Origin of the sequence: Limosilactobacillus sp. (genome assembly GCF_022651205.1) — a bacterium.
GTDB lineage: Bacteria > Bacillota > Bacilli > Lactobacillales > Lactobacillaceae > Limosilactobacillus.
This window is the reverse complement of the sequence record NZ_JALCQI010000001.1, coordinates 63,003-82,717: the sequence shown is the minus strand read 5'-3', so window position 1 is coordinate 82,717 and position 19,715 is coordinate 63,003. Positions and strand designations below refer to the sequence as shown.

The following is a 19,715-nucleotide window of genomic DNA, read 5'->3' as shown; positions in this document are numbered from 1 at the left end:
GGGGGATTAATCGTGAATGAAATAAGTTCACCAACAACTAACCGACAGAAAAGGAACTTTTTCTCACCGAAGGACTTTGTATTGGGTTTTCAACACCTATTGGCAATGTATTCAGGAGATGTCCTCGTCCCGTTACTGATTGGTAGTTACTTGCACTTTTCGGCGATCCAAATGACCTACTTGGTATCAATCGATATTTTTATGTGTGGGATCGCTACTTTGCTTCAATTAAAGCGAACCCCACTAACAGGAATTGGTCTTCCCGTTGTTCTTGGCTGCGCGGTTCAATCGGTCACCCCACTGGAATCAATCGGAAGCAAGTTAGGAATTACCTACATGTACGGCGCGATCATTGCTGCCGGGATCTTCGTTTTTTTGATTGCTGGCGTTTTTTCCCGATTAAAAAAACTCTTTCCACCAGTCGTGACTGGTTCACTAATCACTATCATCGGTTTCACCTTAGTTCCTGTTGGTTTTCAGGACCTTGGGGGTGGTACGCCAACTGCTCATTCATTTGGTGACCCAAAGAACCTCTTCATTGGCTTTGTCACCATTGTTATAATTCTGCTTCTCAATGCATGGGCAAAGGGGTTCCTTAAATCAATTGCAATCCTTCTTGGGATCTTAATTGGCTCATTCGTTGCTGGGGCGATGGGGATGGTATCCTTAAAGCCGGTCTCTGAGGCGGCCTGGTTCCATACTCCACAACTATTTTTCTTCGGTGTTCCCCATTTTAACGGTAGTGCCATGATTACAATGATTCTGGTCTCCTTAACAACAATGATCGAATCAACTGGAGTCTTCTTCGCTCTAGGCGAGGTTACTGGACAAAAGCTTAGCAGTGATGACATTAAGCGGGGATACCGGGCTGAAGGGATTGCTGCTATTTTGGGTGGCTTGTTTAACACCTTCCCTTACTCAACTTTCTCTGAAAATGTTGGTGTTATCCGGATGTCTGGTGTTAAAACTCGACGACCAGTTTACTACGCTGCATTCATGCTCCTTTTATTAGGCCTCCTTCCTAAAGCAGGTGCTCTGGCAACTGTAATTCCCGACCCAGTCCTTGGTGGTGCCATGATCGTAATGTTCGGGATTGTTGGTGTCCAGGGGATTCAAATCCTGCATAAGGTTGACTTCACTGATAATGGTAATATCCTTGTAGCTTCAGTCTCTGTCGGTCTTGGTCTTGGGGTAACAATGTACCCACACATTTTCCAATTTCTACCAACCGAATTTCAGATTATGATGGGAAACGGTGTGGTTGTTGGTAGTGTTGCCGCTGTCGTTCTTAACCTTCTCTTCAACGGTTACGGCAAGGAAAAGCCAGCCAAAAATTAATCTCATTAAATTTTAATAATCTTCTTGACAATTTAATTTAGTCACGCTAGAATAATTTCAACAATTATCGTTTCAGTAGTTGCTTCGTTCGGTGTCAGAGAGCCGGTGGGGATGTGCGAACCGGTCAGGCGGAGTAAATGAATTATCACGAGTTTAAGATTGCTCGGCCATAGTCAGTGCCGTTACCACCTGATACGAGAGCGTACTATATCAGTACGTATGTGGGTGGTACCGCGGTTAATAAATCGTCCCGTTGATGAATTATTTCATCAGCGGGATTTTTTGTTCCGCAAGACAATCAAGGAGGAAAAATCATGAAAAATTGTGGTGGCATTATTCGTTATCAACTTCAATTCAAACACTAACCAATCAATTATTTAATAAGGGAGATTTGAATTATGAAGTCAATTAAGTTCGGTGAAGCGATTAGTATCTTACTAATCATGTTAATTATCTTAGGGACAGCTGTTATTAAGTTTGGGTTATCCCCACAGATTCCGGTACTGTTCGTTATTGCTCTAATTATGCTTTGGGCTAAGTTACGCGGTGCCACTTGGGATGAATTACATAAGGGGATTCAGGATGGAATTGGTACAGCAATTATTCCAATTTTTATCTTCATCCTGATCGGTTCACTAATTGCCGTTTGGATTAAGGCCGGAATCATTCCATCAATTATGATTGTTGGTTTTAAGATCATCAGCGCTAAATGGTTTGTACCGTCGACCTTCGTTGTTTGCTCACTAGTTGGGATTTCCATTGGAAGTGGTTTTACGACCATCTCAACAATCGGTTTAGCCCTCTTCGCAGTCGGCCATGCTATGGGAATCAACCCTGCATTAGTCGCCGGGGCCATCATTTCAGGGGCAGTCTTTGGTGATAAAATGTCACCACTATCCGATTCCACCAACCTTGCCTCAGCAATTGCCGGTAGTGACCTCTTCGCTCATATCAAAAACATGATGTGGTCGACGATTCCATCGTTTATTGTTTCGTTTATCCTTTTCTGGATTATCGGCCAAAGCGGTAGCGGGATGGACTCCAGTAAAATTATGCACACGACCCAAACGCTTACCAATAACTTTGCTATTAGTTGGTGGGCACTGTTACCAATCGCCCTCCTCTTCGTTTGCGCTTGGCGTCATATTCCAGCGATTCCAACCCTCTTTATTAACATCATCGTGACGATTGTCATGATTTTTATTCAAAGCCCTCACACCTCACTCAAGTCATTAACTAACTTGCTCAGTGAAGGGTTCGTTGCTCACACAAATGATGCATCAGTTAACGCACTGCTTTCTCGTGGTGGGATTACCAACATGATGGGAACTGTTTCCCTAATCATCGTGACCCTTTCACTTGGGGGAATTCTGATGCAATTCCATGTTATTCAATCAGCCATGAACCCCCTGATTAAACACCTGAAGACTCCTGGTAGTTTAATTCTGACAACAATCCTTTCAGGGATCGGGGTTAACCTCTTCGTCGGTGAACAATACCTTTCAGTCATTCTTCCTGGACGGGCCTTCAAACTAGCCTTCAAGGACATGAAGCTTGATCCATTAGCCCTTAGTCGGGTCCTTGAAGATGGTGGTAGTGTTATTAACTACCTGATCCCATGGGGCGTTGCCGGAATGTTTGCCGGTTCAACCCTTGGTGTTCCCGTTCTCCACTTCCTACCATTCGCCTTCTTTAGTCTTTTCTCACCTGTATTCTCCGTTATCAGTGGATTTACGGGAATTGGTTTGAAGCGAATGAGTAAGAATTAAGCAGGAAAATTAAAGATTATTCAACAAAAAAATGCTATTCGGAAAACTCTGAATAGCATTTTTTAGTATTCAACTATAGCGTAACATTGCCAAATCATATCTTACGAAATCAGCACTTCTGTAACCAAGATTCCCCCACCGAAGATGAGGACAAAGGCAACTACCGGCCAGACGAAGCGTACCCAGTGGGAGTACTTCATATCAAGCATTTGCAGGGTTGCCATAACTAATCCGGTTGGTGCTAAGAAGAGCATTGCGTATTGACCGAACTGGTAAGCAGTAACAACGATGTACCGCGGAATGTGAACGGTGTCGGCCAATGGTGCCATGATTGGCATAGCAAGAACTGCCAAACCAGATGATGATGGCACAATGAAACCAAGAACGAAGAAGATTAACATCATCATAATGATGAAGACGGAACCTGACATGTGACGAACTAATTCTGATGATTGGTAAAGAATTGTGTCAGAAATATAACCATCATTCAAGATGTTATTGATTCCCCGAGCTAAACCAATGATCAGTGATACACCAACTAAGCTAGCTGAACCACGAGAGAAGGCTTCGGTTGTTTGGTATTCACCAAGACCGTCTTTAGGACCAAAACAGGTCAAGAACATGATAATAACAGCGATCAGTAAGAATGATGATGCCATTTCTGGGAAGGCCCATCCCTTAGCCATCACACCCCAAATCATAATAATGAATGAAGCCGCAAAGAGAATTAAGATAATCCGCTTCTTGATGGTAAAGGTTAGATCCTTCTCTTCAGCAGAATCCATTGACCACATTGCATCGAACTTTTCCTTATCGTCATAGGTGTATGAGAACGATGGATCCTTTTGAACCTTCCGGGCGTACCAGTGAAGGTAAAAGAGCAGGCAAATTACGGCAACGGTGAACCCGACAATCCGGCCCATCATCCCTTGAGTAAACTGTGTTCCGGCTGCATTCGAAGCAATAACAACCTGGAACGGGTTAATGATTGAGAAGGTTGTCCCAATTGACGAAGCAAGGAAGATCGCCCCGACAACGACAATCGAATCGTAACCCATCGCAATAAAGACTGGTGCCAAGATTGGGTAGAACGCCACCGCTTCTTCTTCAATTCCACAGAGCGTTCCCCCAAAGGCAAGTAAGACCGCAACCATAAAGACAAGGATAAATTCCTTTCCCTTTGACTTCTTCGTCAATGCTTCCAGTCCTGATTCAAAGGCTCCACTAGCCTTAACGACCCCAATCAGTCCCCCAAGGACAAAGATAAAGATCATAATATCAACGGCTTGCATGGTCCCATTTACCATACTTGTAAAGATTGAGTACAAGCTCATTGGGTGTTGCTTAAGTCGTTTATAGGTACCAGGAACCGAAACCGGCTTGCTAATTGCACCAGACTTAAACTGTTCAACATCGATCTTAACGTTTAGCTTCTTCAATGTTGCTTGAGTAGCTGGATAAACCGTCTTCTTACCACTTGGTGCGGTAACCTGAAGATGATCGTGACTGTAAGAAAGCTTGGAATAGCTCCCCGCAGGAACAAACCACGTTAAGAATACTGAAATAACTGTTAAGAAGAACAGGATGGTAAATGCACCAGGCATTTTTAATCTCCACTTCTTCTTTGGCTTAACTGAAGCGTCCATAACCTTACTCCTCACTAAAAATAATTGCTCTATCAACCGGTGATCCTCGTATATGGTTGCCGATTGATAAGTGTATAATAATAACTAATTAGGCTAATTCTAATTTATTAATTAACCGATTACACACGTTATTCTAGTAAGCGCTTACGTAAATATTCAAAAATAATCATATTTCATCAGTGCTAAATTAAGGAGTTCACATGTTAAGGAATCTCAACCTCCTCCGCTACCGTAAATATCAGCGAATCATCATTGCCGCCATTATCGTTGCTCTCTCATCACAAATTGAGGTCAGTGCATTTGTCCCGGGAAATATCATTGCTCTTTCAGCATTCATCCTTCCCCTCTTTCTTTACTTTAACCAAGACCTCAACCCACTCCAAATTGGTTTAGCAATTGCGATTGCTTCACCGGTTTTCCGCGGTTTTACATTATTGGTAACCCAAGGAGCAACTGCGGAAAACATTTTAACCTATACCATTGCTGATATTATTTTCTTTGTTTGTTATTCGTTAATTTACTACTTACTTTATTGGTTGCGAACTTTTCAGAATAACGTTGCCTTTTACTTTACGATTATTATTTGTGATTATTTATCAAACCTTGCCGAAATTGCCTTTTTAAATCACTTTCACCTGTTCTCACAACAACTCTTGCAGGTTCTCTTTCTTCTCGCTCTGGCCCGAGCGACAATTGCTTTTATTCTCTCCTTCATCCTTCACTATTTCCAACTATTAACAGTCAAAAGTGAAAGTCATGAACGACAATATTACCACTTTATCTGGGTCGCTTCGGCGGTTAAAAGTGAAGTTTACTTTATGCGAAAAACGATTGGTGAGATTGAACAAGTAACAAAAAATGCTTACCAACTCAATGAACGATTAGCGGCTGAGCACCGACCAGAAGAACAAAAGATGGCCTACCAAATCGCCCAGAATGTTCATGAAATTAAGCATTCATACCAAAACGTTATTAAGGGACTCGGCGATTATTTTGATGACCGCAACAACGAGCCAATGCCAATGAAGGATATTTTAAAGATCGTCACTAGCTATTCACAAATGATCATCCGCGAGAAAGGGGCTCACATTAACCTAGTAATCCAGAACCACGTGGATATTAAGGTTCCGCAGCATTATTACTTGGTGACCATTCTTTCTAATCTAATCATTAATGGGATCGATGCAATTGGCAATCGACGGAATGGTGAGCTTTTAATCAAGGTTCGGGAAGACCAAAAACGGGTTTATCTTTCCGTAACGGATAATGGCAACGGGATCCCCAAGAACCTCTTACCATTGATCTTTAAGTCTGGCTTTTCCACTAAGTTTGATGCGTCTGGCGATATTTACCGTGGGATTGGTCTTTCAAACGTCCAAACAATCGTTCATGAACAATTTGGTGGTCAGATTTCGGTTGATTCAACAGTCGGTGTCGGTACAACCTTTTTCGTTAATCTCAATCGACAAAAGTTAACTATGGAAGGAGAATAATACGATGAAATATTATATTATTGACGATGACCAGTCGATTCTCTATGTTTTACAAAACATCATTGAACAGAATTTTAATGATGAAGTGGTTGGGATGAACGATCATTCTCCGGCTGCGCTAAAGGAACTATTAGTCCGCGATGTCGACATCGTTTTAGTTGACCTTTTGATGCCCGAGCTTTCTGGAATCGAGCTTGTTAAGCAGGTTAAAAAGATTAAGCCAAATACTCGTTTTGTAATGATTTCCAAAGTTCAGGATAGTGAGATGCGTGCCAAGGCTTACCAAGCAGGAATCGAATTTTTCATCAATAAGCCAATCAACTTAATCGAGGTTAAAGCCGTTTTGGAGAAAGTTGAGCAAAACATGCAGATGGCTTCCCAACTATCTTCAATTTCACAAATGATTAACAATTTTAACCACCAAGCCACCTCTCCGCAACAAACATCACCAGCAGATCAGGCAAGTGCAACACTGAAGTATTTGGGGATGGCTTCAGAAAAGGGAGCAACTGATATCCTGCAGATTATTCCTCTAATGAGAAGTCACGGGACTAATTACCGGAACTTGAACCTCAACGAGCTATTAGGGCTCACCGAACACCAGAAGAAAGTGGTAGAGCAACGGATCAGACGGGCAATTAAAGTTGGCCTAGCAAACACCGCTAATCGTCTCATTGATAATCCGTATGACGAACAACTCTCTGATCTTGCTAATTCTCTTTTTGGTTACGAGAACGTTCACGGTGAAATGCTTTATCAGCAAAATAAGCAAAAGTCAGGCGGTCGGGTTAACCTTCAGCGTTTTCTTGACGGGTTGGCGGATGCTGATTCGGTTAATTAGAGTAAAAAACGATCAAAAGATAGTTAATCTCTTGATCGTTTTTTTACTGTATTGATATTGGTAGTTCTAGGCAACATGGCTGAGATCTACTCGTCACGACTCACATTCTTTCAAATATTTAGAAAGTCGCTTTAATCCTTCTCGTAAGGTCTTTTCTGGTGCACAGTAGCCAAGACGGACGTGTTTAGGAGTATCGAAAGCATCACCGGGAACGAGGAGGACGCCTTCTTTTTTCAGGAGATTTTCACAGAAGGTATGAATATCACCAGAAATATCTAACTTCGGGAATGAAGTTGAGACTGCTTGAGGCATTACCACAGAAACACGATCTTCATGTTCAACCCAATCTTGATAGATCTTCAAATTGCCAAGTACCAATTTGCGGTTCCGCGCTAATACCTGATCACGGTGACGAAGGACGTACGTTGCAAGCATATCATTAAAGACACCACCACAAATCATCGTGTAATCACGAAATTTCCGGAAGAGATCCGCTAATTCACTATTAGTTGCGGTCCAGCCAATTCGAATACCCGGTACTGAATATGTCTTTGATAATGAATTTGTCGCAATTCCTTTATCATAAAGATCAATAATCGAAGTGAACTTTGAAGGATCATCTAAAGGTAAATAAACCTCATCTACTAAGATGTATGCACCAACTGACTTAGCAATTTCAACAACTTGCTTCAAAAATTCTTCATCCAGGATCGTCCCGGTTGGGTTATTAGCGTTATTCAAACAGATCATCTTGGTATCAGGACGGATTAGCTTCTTCAATTCCTCAATGTCGGGATACCAGTTATCTTCTTCATGAATATGCCAAAAATCAACTTCTGCCCCTAGCGACTTCGGAATATCGTATAGCTGTTGATATGATGGGTATTCTGCAATCACATGATCACCGGGTTGAATCAAACTGTAAAGCGCTAAAATATTTGCTCCGGTTGCCCCGTTGGTTTGTAAAATATTCTCCGGTGCAACGTGCTTGTACAACTTTGCAACTTCCTGCTTAAATTCCGGCGATCCTTCAATCCAGCCATAATTCATCTTTTGTTTGTCTAACATTTCATAGAATTCTTGACCATTATTGCCGTCAAGATTCAAAACTTCATGCATCGTCAGTGAAGCGATCGTACTTTGTGAGATATCATAAGTGGCACTCTTTTCCCACTTGTTTAACCACGCTTCAACGCCGAATGGAGCAATTTCAACCATAAGTAATAACCTCCTAATTATTAATCGAAATGGTACCGTTACCGATTAGAACTAGTGAAACTACCGCAAAAATAACAATTATAGCCATTACAACCTTTTCTCTTGTGGTAACAACATGCTTGAATTCTTTACATGCTTGCAGGTAAAAAATGAACCCCGGAATGAAACCAACCGAAACTACCATGACCTGCTTCCAACCTGAAAGGATCATTGCCATTAATTCAAAGAGGGTTGCGACTAACCCGATAATGAACTGACCCCATTCCTTGTTTTGACCGCTATATTCCATTTGATAAACCCCAACCAAGAAGTAACAAATCAGAATTGCGGCTGTACATAAGGTATATGCAAAATTATACGCATAATCTGTGAATAATAATGAGAAAAGGAAAATTGACTGAAGGATCCCAGTAATTACTAATGCCCGGGTTGGTGCTTTCTTACTATTCAGTTTTCCCCATGATGTCGGTAATGTCTGGTCCTCAGCCATTAACATTAACGATTCGGCTGGGAGCATTGTCCATGATAACCATGAAACTAGCACTGAAATAATTAAGCCAATACTAATCAGCGCAGCGCCCCAATTGCCAACCAGGTGTTGCATGATTGCACCAAGGGCTGGCTGCCCACCAGCAGCTAATTGTGCTCGAGACATAACACCATAAGGCAAAATCGAAACAATAATATAAATAGTTAGCAGACTAGCAAGGCCAAGGATTGACGCTTTTTCAGCATCCGTCCGCGTCCGTGCCCGACTTGAAAGAACCGATGCCCCTTCAACCCCGACAAAGAGCCACATCATGACAATAATTGATGAACGAACCTGAGTAAATAGCGACGTTTGCTTTAGGCCATGAGCATTCTGAGCAACGTTTCCCCAAAAATCTGCGGTAAACATTCGTGCTTTAAAAGCTAAAACAACACAAATAACGAAAACAACTAATGGAATAATCTTGCAGACAGTCCCAATCGAATTGATAAAGGCTGCCGATTCAATCCCCCGGTTAACTAAGAATGTCAGAATCCATGTCAAAATAATTGCAACAATAATTGAAATTAAGTTCTGCCCGTTCTTAAATACTTGTGGGAAAAAGGTTCCTAAAGCACTCATTGTAATGGTAGCGAACGCAATGTTTCCTAACCAGGCAGACAGCCAATACGCCCACCCAGAAATGAATTCGCCAAGCGGCCCAAAAGCAGCTCCAGCGTAACTAAAAATACCCGAATCAAGTTCTGGTCGCTTTTGGGAGAGATTATTTAATGATAGGACTAAGGTTAAGACACCAATTCCAACAATAATCCACGCGAGAATCGCTGGGCCAGGTGCCGCAGCCGTTGCCAAATCACTTGTAATTCCAAAAACTCCAGAACCGATTGTAGAACCAACGATTAATAGCGTCAGTTCGGTTGTATTAATTCCTTTTTTATTTTCCATAGGCATTAACTCCGATCTTTATCCATAAACAAGTGCTAAATTTTATTATTCACAAAAATGAATATTTATTAATTAAGCAAATTATAGCAGGAGTAAGTTGTGGTTTCAAACGGTAATTTTAATCTTACCAAGTTAAAACAAAGCTCCGGTATTCAAGAATCGTTGAATGCTGGAGTTGTTTGAAGATGGTCTACTGCAAATTAACTAAGCCTTCCGCGGGCTAAGGTCCTACTGTTATATAGTAAAGATCTGCTCGCCAGGGACTTGCTAAAGCTAACAAACTCCTAGGTAACAGAGCATAAACGTTGGAGTGAACCAGAAATTGATCTATCAATTTCGTCTGTGAACCCACGCAAGGATGAGTAGGTTTTTTGTTATCAACTTGTTGATGACAAAAGCCACTCAGCTACTGCGCTTCGCCCGAGTTTCCTTCTAATGCAACATAGCGTAAACGTGCTCAGCCTAACCTTCCTCGAGCTAACGACCTCCACCTCCGACGGCAAAACGCCGTTCGGTGGAGAAATCGTTAGCCACCGGAAGGTTTTAACGGCTTCGCACTCTACTTATCATATTCCTCTATCCTCAAATCATGGTCGGTGAGGGTGGCGGTGGTGAGACTGCCGTTTTTAGGACGGACGGTGACGTCGTATTTACCGCCACCAAAACGTTCGACAAGGCTTAACAGGGTGTTACCGTGACTTACCCATAGGACATTAGCACCATCAGGTAAATCGGCATCACGGATTAATTGAATTCCCTTATCCATCCGTTGCCAATATTCTTGATTATTTTCTGCATCATGGAACGGATCGGCATCTTTTAACCAGTCTTTGGCCTGACCGATTGAGGTTGCCAAAACGATTTCCTTAAAGTTTTTGTAACCATGAGGTGCCCCGGCATTATACCAGGCAAGATCCATGTTTGTTCCTTCGTAGGAGCCGTAAAATTCTTCCCGGAAGTATGGTGCAACTACTGGTTTATCAACGGAATCGGACTGGTTCATATCAAGAATCGTCTGGATCGTTTCCATTGCCCGCGTCGTGTCACTACAAAATGCCGCGTCAAAATGGATATCTTTTAACCGTTCTCCGGCATCCTTAGCATTTTGCTTACCTTTTTCGGTTAATGGCGAGTTGCTCCAACCTTGAAGCTTATTGTAAATGTTGTAGTATGTTTGACCATGCCGTACTAGGTAAATATTTAATTTTGTCATATTTTACCCTCCATTCTTCAGTTTTCCTTCTTAATTATAGCGCTCTCATTATTGATTTAGAAGAATGACTAATTCTTTGATCTTGCTTACGTTGATTTTCACATCTTCTTCATAATTTCACGCTATCCTTTAAAGCAAGTTGAAGGAAGGGATTATTAATGAAATTAAAGGAAACTGACTCTCAACCAAATATTGTCGCGGCTAAAATCATCGCCATCAGTGGCAAGAAAGTCACTATGGTTACAGAAGAAGGCCACCTATTGACGGTTCCGTTAACTAAGGAATACCGTCGTGACCGAACTAGGCTTGCTTCATTAAAGGATATTCTCCGGGCCGGGATTTGGATTCCGGTTAACAAGAAGCTTCATAAAATCTTTAACTATGACTGGTTAGCTGGTCCAACCCCAGTTCCAGTTAAAGCAAATCATTAAATTTTGGCAACAATCTAGCCTTATATGACTGTTTCTCAACTAATCTATGATAGAATGGCTGTTGATTTGCTAGTTTTGCTAGCATTGATTAACTATTAAATCTCGATTGCGAGGAACATTCCTAATGAAAAAACTAAGCAAATTTGTGGACACTAGGATTGGGTTCTTCACCCTCTTAGTAGTCCTTTTTTGGTTAAAGACATTATTTGCTTACTTTACTGATTTCAAATTAGGGGCAGAAGGGATCTTTCAGTACCTGATTCTGCTTATTAATCCACTACCAGTAACCGCATTGATTTACAGCATTGCTTTTTATTTCAAACGTGCCCGATTCTTCTACCCGGTTCTAATGGGACTAGACATCGCAAATACACTTTTACTGTATCTCAATGTGATCTACTACCGTGAATTTACTGACTTTATGACGATCGCCACAATGACTGGTTATTCAAAAGTCAACCAGGGACTAAGCGGTAGTTCTTTAGCCCTAACTAATGTTCACGATCTCTTCTACTGGCTTGATATTGTCATCATCATTATTTTAATGCTGATGCGGAAAATTCACTTCGATCCCCGAGCCATTAGCAGTAAATTAGCATTTGCCTTCACTTCAATGTCACTGACTCTCTTTGGTATTAACCTTTCATTCGCCGAAATGAGTCGCCCACAATTACTTACGCGAACTTTCGATCGGACATACATTGTTAAGTACTTAGGAATTGATGCTTTTACTGGATATGATGTTGTGAAGTCACAGCATATTAGTAAGATGCGCCAAAGTGCTACTAAATCTGAGCTGCTTAAAGTCAAAAAATTTACTGATAAGCACTACGCATCCCCAAATCCAAAGATGTTTGGAATCGCTAAGGGACGCAACGTTATTGTTATCCACTTGGAAAGTTTCCAACAATTCCTAATTGATAAAAAAGTTAACGGTCAGGAGGTTACTCCTTTCCTTAATTCCTTGTATCACGGTAAGGATACCTACGCGTTCGATAACTTCTTCCACCAAGTCGGTCAAGGAAAGACCAGTGATGCCGAAAACATGCTTGAAACGAGTACATTTGGTCTTCCACAGGGTTCGCTCTTTGCTACTCTAGGAAGTGATAATACTTTCCAAGGTGCACCGGCAATCCTTAACCAACGAGCTGGCTACACTAGTGCCGTCTTCCACGGTAACGTTGCTAGTTTCTGGAACCGGAATAACGTCTATAAGAACCTTGGTTACCAATACTTCTTCGATGCTAGTTACTACGATACCTCTGGTGATAAGGCCACTGGTTACGGATTGAAGGATAAGCTCCTCTTCAAGAACTCAGTTAACTACCTGCAGAATCTCCAACAACCGTTCTACACTAAGTTCATCACCGTTACTAACCACTTCCCGTACAGTTTGGATGATGAAGATAAGGATCCAAACTTCCAGACAACTAATACTGGAAACACAACGGTCGATAATTACTTTGTCACGGCACACTATCTGGACCAATCACTAGCTGAGTTTTTTGCCTACTTGCAAAAGACCGGGCTTGATAAGGACTCTGTAGTAATGATCTATGGTGACCATTACGGAATTTCCAACTCAGAAAACAAGGCACTGGCAACCGCCCTCGACAGGAATCCTGATGACTGGACGGACTTTGATAATAGTCAGTTACAACGGGTTCCATTAATGTTTGTCATTCCTGGTTCCGGTAGTCATGGTGGAATTTACCACCAATATGGCGGTGAAGTTGACGTCCTGCCGACTCTCCTTCACCTTCTTGGAATTAGTACAAAGCGGTATATTCAATTTGGTACCGATCTTTTCTCAAGTCACCATAACCAAGTAGTCGCCTTCCGAAATCGTGATTTTGTTACACCGCGTTTCTCTAACATTGGCGGGACAATTTATGATAATAAGACTGGTAAAATCGCGAAATTAACGGAAAAGCAAAAGAAACGGCTGAAAAAGGATCGCGAATTTGTTAATACCGAACTATCTCTTTCCGATTCTCTAAACGAAAAGAACCTCCTTCGCTTCTACCACCCAAAGGGCTTTAAAGCCGTTAACCCGGCAAACTATAACTACTCTAACGGTCTTAAGCGGGAGAAACGAATTGAGAAGAAATTGGGAAATAAATCAACCAGTATCTTCTCTAAGAATGGTAACCGTTCTACCGTTGACGATTACACAACCGATGCTCCTGAACAAAACCACTCTTCTACTGATTCTAACCGGATTAAGATCACTAACCCGGATGGAAACAATAAGTAATGACTGGTTAATATGTTACAGGATCAAAAAAGCTGGACTGCAGTTCGATTGCAGTTCAGCTTTTTAATTTAGATTTTGACTGTTACTAATAGTTTTCAGTAAGGAATTTCTCCATATCTTGGGGCTGATGTCCAGTAATATGGGCGAAGTCATTAGTGACGCTATCCATGAGTCCCATGGCGGCTGCCTGATACATTGATGCTAATTCACTGCCGTCACCTTCATCCTGATAGATTTCGGCAAAGCGGGCAACGCTAACTGGAGCGTAGCCGATTTGTTTACCAGTCACCTTGGTCATGATGTGGCTAAGTTCTGCCATCGAGTAATTTTGCGACATCGTCAACAGGTAATTTTGCTCCTTGTCTCGCAGGTATGGTTTAACAGCCACGTTAGCGATTGCTTCAGCACTATCTTGACGCGAAATAAAGCTCATTGCCTGATCGCCTACCGGGTAAATGACGTTGTGCCGTTCAATTAATTCTGGAAGGTAAGGAACGAGTGGATCAGCATACAGTGAGTTCTTAACCACCGCATAATTCAAGCCAGAACTAGCTAGCCGTGCAGGAAGATAGGCATAATAGCCAGCCATTTGAAAGGGATTATTTGGTTGATCCGCAATAAAACTGACATCAACAATATTTTGTACACCAGCTCGCTGAATCGCAGTTAAGGAATTTTCAAATTCATCGATTCGATCCTTAACTTGGTAGGTAATGCTAGGAATATAGATTACAACGTCAGTTCCTTGAAATGCTTTAACCATTGAATCAACATCGTTATAGTCAACTGCGGCAGTCTCATATCCAGCATCAGCAAACTTCTTTGCTTTAGCAGGATTATGAATACCTACCCGGATATTCTGGGGAGCAGTTAATTTACTTAGTTGTTGAACAACGTGTTGACCGAGGTGACCGGTCGCACCAGTGATGATGTATTTCATTATGATTGCTTCTTTCTTTGTAATGCTTCTTTCCGCGCTTGTTTTACGCGGATGGTATCAATAATATCTTGCAGTGAGGTTGCCGCTAATTTAGCCTTAGCAGCGGTTTCAGCCTGGTGGTAGTATTCATTTAAGGTTTCCTGAATATTGCCGCCAACGATACATTGCGGGTTTGTCCGCTCGTCAATTGCAAACAACGGGGCATCCCCTTCAATCGCCAGAAAAACATCATATAATGAAATGTCCTTCGTTGCCTTGGCTAATTCTGGGTCAGCCGTTCCGTGAGTAGTATTAATTAATCCGGCCTTATTAAGGGTACTCATCAACCGGCGGACAACCACCGGCGAAGTCTCAATACTACTGGCGATGTTATTGCTTGTTAGGGGAATAATTCCCTGGTAAATATCAATGAAAGCGAGGATATGGATACTATCACTAAAACGTGTTGAAATTTTCATATTATCATTCCTTTGATAGCTATTGTAACAGTTAAAGTTACAAATAGTCAACTTTAACATTTGACACATTAATTATTAAGTAGTAATTTAAAACCATTAATTGAAACTAATGAAGTTACAAAAGGAGTTAGAAATGAGAAATAAAAAATCAATTATTCTCCCCTTCCTAGGGGCAATTACCTTATTATTAGGAATCCTAATGCCAACAATGGCGAGTGCAGCTAGTAATAAACCGATTATCGTTGGCTCGAAAAACGTTTCGGAAAGTAAAACCGTTAGTGAGATTTATACCCTAGCCTTGGAGCATGCTGGCTATAAGGTGACCCGTAAACCTAATATTGCCAATAATGTTATTTTCAAGGCCACCCAAAAGGGCCAAGTTGATGTGTATCCTGAATATACTGGGACAATTGTTGAAGCTTACCTAAAAAAGAAAGGTACTGGTAAGAGCGCTTCTCAAATGGCAAAAATGGCCCGTCAAGGAATTAAAAAAGATGGTTTAACGACCTTTAAGTATGCACCAGGAGATAACCGGCAGGGGGTTGCAATGCCGACCAAAGTTGCTAAAAAGTACCATATTACTAACCTTAGCCAGTTACAAAAGCAGGCCCCAAAGATTAACTTTGCCTCCCAGGGCGAATTTGAAAAACGGGCTGATGCCTTACCGGAAATGAATAAGGTCTATGGTAAATTTAGCTTTAAGTCGATCAAGGACTATGATGTTAACTTACTATATAAGATTATGGAAGAGGGCAAGGCCCAAGCGGCTCCTGTTTCAACTACTGATGGTCAATTAGCAACCAGTAAATTTACCCTGATTAAGGATAACAAGAATATTTGGCCACCATATAACTTAGTACCGGTAGTCAACCAAAAAGTTGCTAAGAGTCACCCAAAGATGGAGAAGGCCTTGAATAAGGTTGATGCCAAGCTGACAACTAGTCAGTTAACTGCCTTAAACAAAAAGGTAAATGTCGATGGTCAAAATTACAAGACGGTCGCTAAGAATTGGTATAATGATAATATGAAATAAGTTTTAACAGGGTGATGGGATACGTTCATCACCTTTTTTCGTAAGGAGTGATAACTTGTTAGCTCAGATAATTCAGTATTTTCAATTAAATAGTGGCCAATATTGGCATTACGTTGGTCAACACCTCGGCTTGACCATCGCAGCACTAGCAATTTCAATGGTGATTGCCTTACCATTAGGCTACCTTGGTTCGCAAATCAAGTTTGTGGCGAGCTTTTGTGTCGCCTTTGCCCAGGTTTTACGGATTATCCCCAGCTTGGCGTTATTATTCCTGCTAATTCCGTTTATTGGAACCGGCTTTGTGCCGGCGTTAATTGCCTTAGTTGTCTTGGCCTTACCGCCATTATTAATCAATACGATTTTAGGCTTTAATGAGGTCAGTCCTCTTTATCAAGAAGTTGGGACAGCGTTAGGGATGGATCAACAGCAGCTACGGCGGCAGATCGAAATTCCGCTGGCCCTCCCGTATATTTTGAACGGGATTAAGCTGGCCCTTGTTGAAATTATCGCTAGTGCAACGCTGGCAACCTATATTGGTGCTGGCGGGTTAGGAACTTTGATTTTTACGGGACTGGGTTTGTACGATATGACCTATGTTGTTATCGGTGCCCTTAGCGTTGCCTTTTTATCCTTACTAGCAATGCTTGGCTTTGATTTTTTAATTAGAAAGGTACGGACATATGACAGAAGCAACTATTCAATTTAAGCACGTTCAAAAACGTTTTGGCGACAATCTGGTACTTCCAGATTTAAGCTTCCAAATTAAGCGGGGCGAATTCGTGACGATCCTCGGAACATCTGGTTCAGGGAAAACGACGACCCTTAAGATGATTAACGGTTTATGGCAGCCAAGTGCTGGTGAAATCCTGATTGATGGAAAGAACATTAACCAGCTGGATTTAGTTAAGTTACGGCGTCATATGGGCTACGTGGTTCAGCAAATCGGCTTATTTCCCCATATGACAATTGCTCAAAACATTGCGGTTGTTCCGAAGTTATTACAATGGGATCAAGCCAGAATCAATGCGCGGGTCGAAGAGTTACTGAAGCTAGTGCAGTTAGACCCGAATGAATATGCTAACCGCTATCCGACGCAATTGTCAGGTGGGCAGCAGCAACGGGTCGGCGTTGCCCGCGCCTTAGCAACTAACCCGTCCTACGTCCTATTCGATGAACCTTTTGGCGCCCTCGATGCCTTGACCCGGGAAGAATTACAAGGTGAAATCAAACAAATTCATGAATCACTAACCGATAAAACTTTCATGTTTGTTACTCATGACATTAATGAAGCCTTGTTCCTCGGCCAACGGGTAATGGTAATGCACCAGGGACGGATTGAACAGTTTGCTAGCCCAGCAGAAATTGTTCGCCATCCGGCAACGCCCTTTGTTAAGAAGCTCCTTGGCACGGTCCGACAAAACCAAGAGCTATGGAGGGAACAAGATGAGTGATTATTGGAATGCTAATTGGCCAACCATGCTTGAAGATATGCAGCAACACTTAACAATTGTTTTGTCAGCTCTTGGTGCGGCGTTAATAATTGCGGTAATTGTAATCTTACTGTGCTTGCATCACGAACGCTGGTTAAGCGGTCTGACTTATTTCTTTTCCCTCTTATATTCAATTCCCAGTTTTGCTTTTTTTGCCTTGCTATTACCACTATCGGGCTTAGGGATGAGAACTGCAATCATTGTCTTGACCCTTTATGCAGAATATGTCTTACTCCGTTCTTTTATCACCGGGATTCAAGGCGTTGATCCCCAACTAGTTGAGGTTGCTTCGGGAATGGGGATGACTAGTCGGCAAACTTTCTGGAAAGTTCAATTTCCGTTAGCCCTACCAGCAATTTTTAGTGGACTCCAAGTTGCCCTTGCTTCAACCATGGCAATGGCAACGATTGTGGCAACAATTAACGCTGGTGGTTTAGGCCAGTTACTTTTTGAAGGACTACAGGGTCAGCAAGTTGTGCCAATTTTATGGGGAACAATCTTAACAATGGTCTTAACACTTGGCTGTGCTGGTATTCTGTGGCTGATTGAGCGGGCTTGCACCCATCGCTGGCGTCGGGTGTTGAAAGCATAACTAGTTACATTTAGTTGGTTAATTAAAAGCCAGTCAACGGATCGGAAATAGATTCGTTGGCTGGCTTTGGTGATCTTTATTTAGATGAATATTTTTAGATTTCAACCGTTACTAAGGCTGGATCCGTTTTACCGCTTAGTAGTGAAGGATTATCTTCAAATTCTGATCGAACATCAACAATCTTACCACCAAATGGCGATTTAAATGTTTCAACGGCTTTACCACCTTCAATATCAATCAGCTGATCCCCCTTCTGAACTTGTTCACCAATTTGTGGAGTATCAAAGAAGGTAATACTTCCTAATTCTTTAATAATTTTAGAATCAAGCCCAATTTTTACCGTACTTTGTTCTTTCTGCCACCATAATCCATTTTCTTCACGATGAATCTCTGGTGCGTTACCTAATAATTTCTTAAACCACTTAACCAATCGTTCCCACATAGCAATTCCTCCTTTAGTCAGCAGATAAGATTAATTGAGCCAACTCACTCGGATCAGCATGACCTAAATTAACATCCAAATCTGCTTTTGATAGTGCTCTTTCAATTTCTGTTGCATTCATTTTTACGCCAACTAAAGCTTGTTCAACTTTATGTGGATCACCTGCAGTAAAGAAATCACCATAAATTTTTGCTTCAGTAATTTGGTCGTCTCTTACATTAAAATTAAATGCAATCGTACCAACCGGATAGTGTTTAGAAACATAGTGCTTAAAGCCGGGGTTCTTACCATAATTCCATTCATCAGTCCGGTATTTAGAATCTAATCGTTGATCAATGATAGTCCAGTCGTGCTCAGTTAAATGGTAGGTCTCAACATCATCCATTGAATCAACACCAAACATGTGACAGAGAAGATAGTTCTTAAAATCCTCGGTTGTCCAATCTTGGTATTTTTCTGGAAGGTACGGCTTAATATTAGTAACTCGAGCATCAACGGACTTAACTCCCTTAGAAGATAGCTTATCCTTTTCGGGAGTCAATACTTCATTAGCTGCTTCCATGTTCAAATCAAACATTATGGTTCCACCGGCAGCGTATGCATCATCAGCCTTGACAATTGCCATCCCCGAAAACTTCTTACCGTTAATTGCCATATCATTTCGTCCACGAACTTCAGCTGATTTAATTCCTAAGTCGTGCAAAGCATCTACAATTGGATCGCCAATCCGGTGAAAGTCTCCGAAATGTCCATCATCACCAATAATGATGTTTTCAAAAACCAAGTTACCATAATCATGGTAAACGGCACCGCCACCACTCGAACGACGAACTAATTGAATCTTATGTTTCTTCAGGTATGGCAAATCAATTTCAGCATAGGCATTCTGATTAACACCGATAATAACTGAGGGTTGATTTATATAACAGATCAGACCGTGGCCCTTAAGTCTAAGATCGTTAATTAAATAATTATCCAATGATTGATTAACAATTGCATCATGTACTGGCTTACCATTACAACTTGTATCAATAAAAAACATATATGCCACCCCTTAAGCTCAAAATAGATTACGCTTACATTTTACTGCATATTTATGAATTAAGATAGTAGATAAAA

At 41.5% G+C, this 19,715-nt stretch carries 18 protein-coding genes; 10 read left to right on the top strand and 8 right to left on the bottom strand.

The genetic code is table 11. From position 1 onward, the window contains the following. The first annotated feature begins 21 nt into the window (after window positions 1–21). Both LKJ51_RS00385 and nhaC read left to right on the top strand, forming a co-directional pair. Window positions 22–1,338 (top strand): nucleobase:cation symporter-2 family protein, encoded by a 1,317-nt coding sequence (locus tag LKJ51_RS00385; protein WP_291978627.1) that lies wholly within the window; start codon window positions 22–24, stop codon window positions 1,336–1,338. A 398-nt stretch (window positions 1,339–1,736) separates the two neighbouring features. Further along, complete coding sequence (gene nhaC, locus LKJ51_RS00380; RefSeq protein ID WP_291978563.1) at window positions 1,737–3,107, top strand: Na+/H+ antiporter NhaC; 1,371 nt, start codon at window positions 1,737–1,739, stop codon at window positions 3,105–3,107. Window positions 3,108–3,208: 101 nt separating this feature from the next. On the opposite strand, the gene LKJ51_RS00375 is transcribed toward nhaC, so the two are convergent. Continuing rightward, the gene (locus LKJ51_RS00375; protein ID WP_291978562.1) at window positions 3,209–4,753 is read right to left on the bottom strand and encodes a YfcC family protein; all 1,545 of its coding nucleotides are present in this window, start codon (window positions 4,751–4,753) and stop codon (window positions 3,209–3,211) included. 200 nt (window positions 4,754–4,953) lie between these two features. Between LKJ51_RS00375 and LKJ51_RS00370 the strand changes: the two genes are divergently transcribed. Continuing rightward, entirely contained in the window at window positions 4,954–6,246 is a 1,293-nt protein-coding gene (locus LKJ51_RS00370) for a sensor histidine kinase (RefSeq protein WP_291978561.1), read from the top strand. 4 nt (window positions 6,247–6,250) lie between these two features. Beyond that, the gene (locus LKJ51_RS00365; RefSeq protein WP_291978560.1) at window positions 6,251–7,087 is read left to right on the top strand and encodes a DNA-binding domain-containing protein; all 837 of its coding nucleotides are present in this window, start codon (window positions 6,251–6,253) and stop codon (window positions 7,085–7,087) included. A 93-nt stretch (window positions 7,088–7,180) separates the two neighbouring features. Here LKJ51_RS00365 and LKJ51_RS00360 read toward each other — a convergent pair whose 3' ends face one another. The 3 genes from LKJ51_RS00360 to LKJ51_RS00350 form a co-directional block, all read right to left on the bottom strand. Next, the gene (locus LKJ51_RS00360; RefSeq protein WP_291978559.1) at window positions 7,181–8,305 is read right to left on the bottom strand and encodes an aminotransferase; all 1,125 of its coding nucleotides are present in this window, start codon (window positions 8,303–8,305) and stop codon (window positions 7,181–7,183) included. Window positions 8,306–8,318: 13 nt separating this feature from the next. Continuing rightward, complete coding sequence (locus tag LKJ51_RS00355; RefSeq protein ID WP_291978558.1) at window positions 8,319–9,740, bottom strand: basic amino acid/polyamine antiporter; 1,422 nt, start codon at window positions 9,738–9,740, stop codon at window positions 8,319–8,321. A gap of 559 nt (window positions 9,741–10,299) precedes the next feature. Continuing rightward, window positions 10,300–10,953, bottom strand: coding sequence for a histidine phosphatase family protein (locus LKJ51_RS00350; RefSeq protein ID WP_291978557.1), 654 nt, complete (start codon window positions 10,951–10,953; stop codon window positions 10,300–10,302). Between the two features lie 158 nt (window positions 10,954–11,111). Between LKJ51_RS00350 and LKJ51_RS00345 the strand changes: the two genes are divergently transcribed. Continuing rightward, on the top strand, window positions 11,112–11,384 hold the full coding sequence (locus LKJ51_RS00345) for a hypothetical protein (RefSeq protein ID WP_291978556.1): 273 nt from the start codon (window positions 11,112–11,114) through the stop codon (window positions 11,382–11,384). Window positions 11,385–11,508: 124 nt separating this feature from the next. Next, window positions 11,509–13,641, top strand: a complete 2,133-nt coding sequence (locus tag LKJ51_RS00340; RefSeq protein ID WP_291978555.1) for an LTA synthase family protein — start codon at window positions 11,509–11,511, stop codon at window positions 13,639–13,641. Between the two features lie 85 nt (window positions 13,642–13,726). Here the strand turns inward: LKJ51_RS00340 and LKJ51_RS00335 are convergent, their stop codons facing one another. After that, window positions 13,727–14,581 (bottom strand): SDR family oxidoreductase, encoded by an 855-nt coding sequence (locus LKJ51_RS00335; protein WP_291978554.1) that lies wholly within the window; start codon window positions 14,579–14,581, stop codon window positions 13,727–13,729. Further along, window positions 14,581–15,039 carry an Rrf2 family transcriptional regulator gene (locus LKJ51_RS00330; RefSeq protein ID WP_291978553.1) on the bottom strand — a complete coding sequence of 153 codons (459 nt, stop codon included), beginning with the start codon at window positions 15,037–15,039 and terminating at the stop codon, window positions 14,581–14,583. The genes LKJ51_RS00335 and LKJ51_RS00330 overlap by 1 nt, the downstream gene beginning before the upstream one ends. 133 nt (window positions 15,040–15,172) lie before the next feature. Between LKJ51_RS00330 and LKJ51_RS00325 the strand changes: the two genes are divergently transcribed. The 4 genes from LKJ51_RS00325 to LKJ51_RS00310 are packed head-to-tail and all read left to right on the top strand — an operon-like array spanning window position 15,173 to window position 18,154. Next, a complete protein-coding gene (locus tag LKJ51_RS00325) occupies window positions 15,173–16,072 on the top strand; it encodes a glycine betaine ABC transporter substrate-binding protein (protein ID WP_291978552.1) in 900 nt (299 codons plus the stop codon). A 55-nt stretch (window positions 16,073–16,127) separates the two neighbouring features. Beyond that, entirely contained in the window at window positions 16,128–16,778 is a 651-nt protein-coding gene (locus LKJ51_RS00320; protein WP_291978551.1) for an ABC transporter permease, read from the top strand. Then, the gene (locus tag LKJ51_RS00315; RefSeq protein ID WP_291978550.1) at window positions 16,753–17,523 is read left to right on the top strand and encodes an ABC transporter ATP-binding protein; all 771 of its coding nucleotides are present in this window, start codon (window positions 16,753–16,755) and stop codon (window positions 17,521–17,523) included. The genes LKJ51_RS00320 and LKJ51_RS00315 overlap by 26 nt, the downstream gene beginning before the upstream one ends. Further along, entirely contained in the window at window positions 17,516–18,154 is a 639-nt protein-coding gene (locus tag LKJ51_RS00310; RefSeq protein ID WP_291978549.1) for an ABC transporter permease, read from the top strand. The genes LKJ51_RS00315 and LKJ51_RS00310 overlap by 8 nt, the downstream gene beginning before the upstream one ends. A gap of 94 nt (window positions 18,155–18,248) precedes the next feature. Here the strand turns inward: LKJ51_RS00310 and LKJ51_RS00305 are convergent, their stop codons facing one another. Next, window positions 18,249–18,596, bottom strand: coding sequence for a glycine cleavage system protein H (locus LKJ51_RS00305; protein ID WP_291978548.1), 348 nt, complete (start codon window positions 18,594–18,596; stop codon window positions 18,249–18,251). A gap of 13 nt (window positions 18,597–18,609) precedes the next feature. After that, on the bottom strand, window positions 18,610–19,638 hold the full coding sequence (locus LKJ51_RS00300; RefSeq protein ID WP_291978547.1) for a lipoate--protein ligase: 1,029 nt from the start codon (window positions 19,636–19,638) through the stop codon (window positions 18,610–18,612). Window positions 19,639–19,715: the final 77 nt, after the last annotated feature.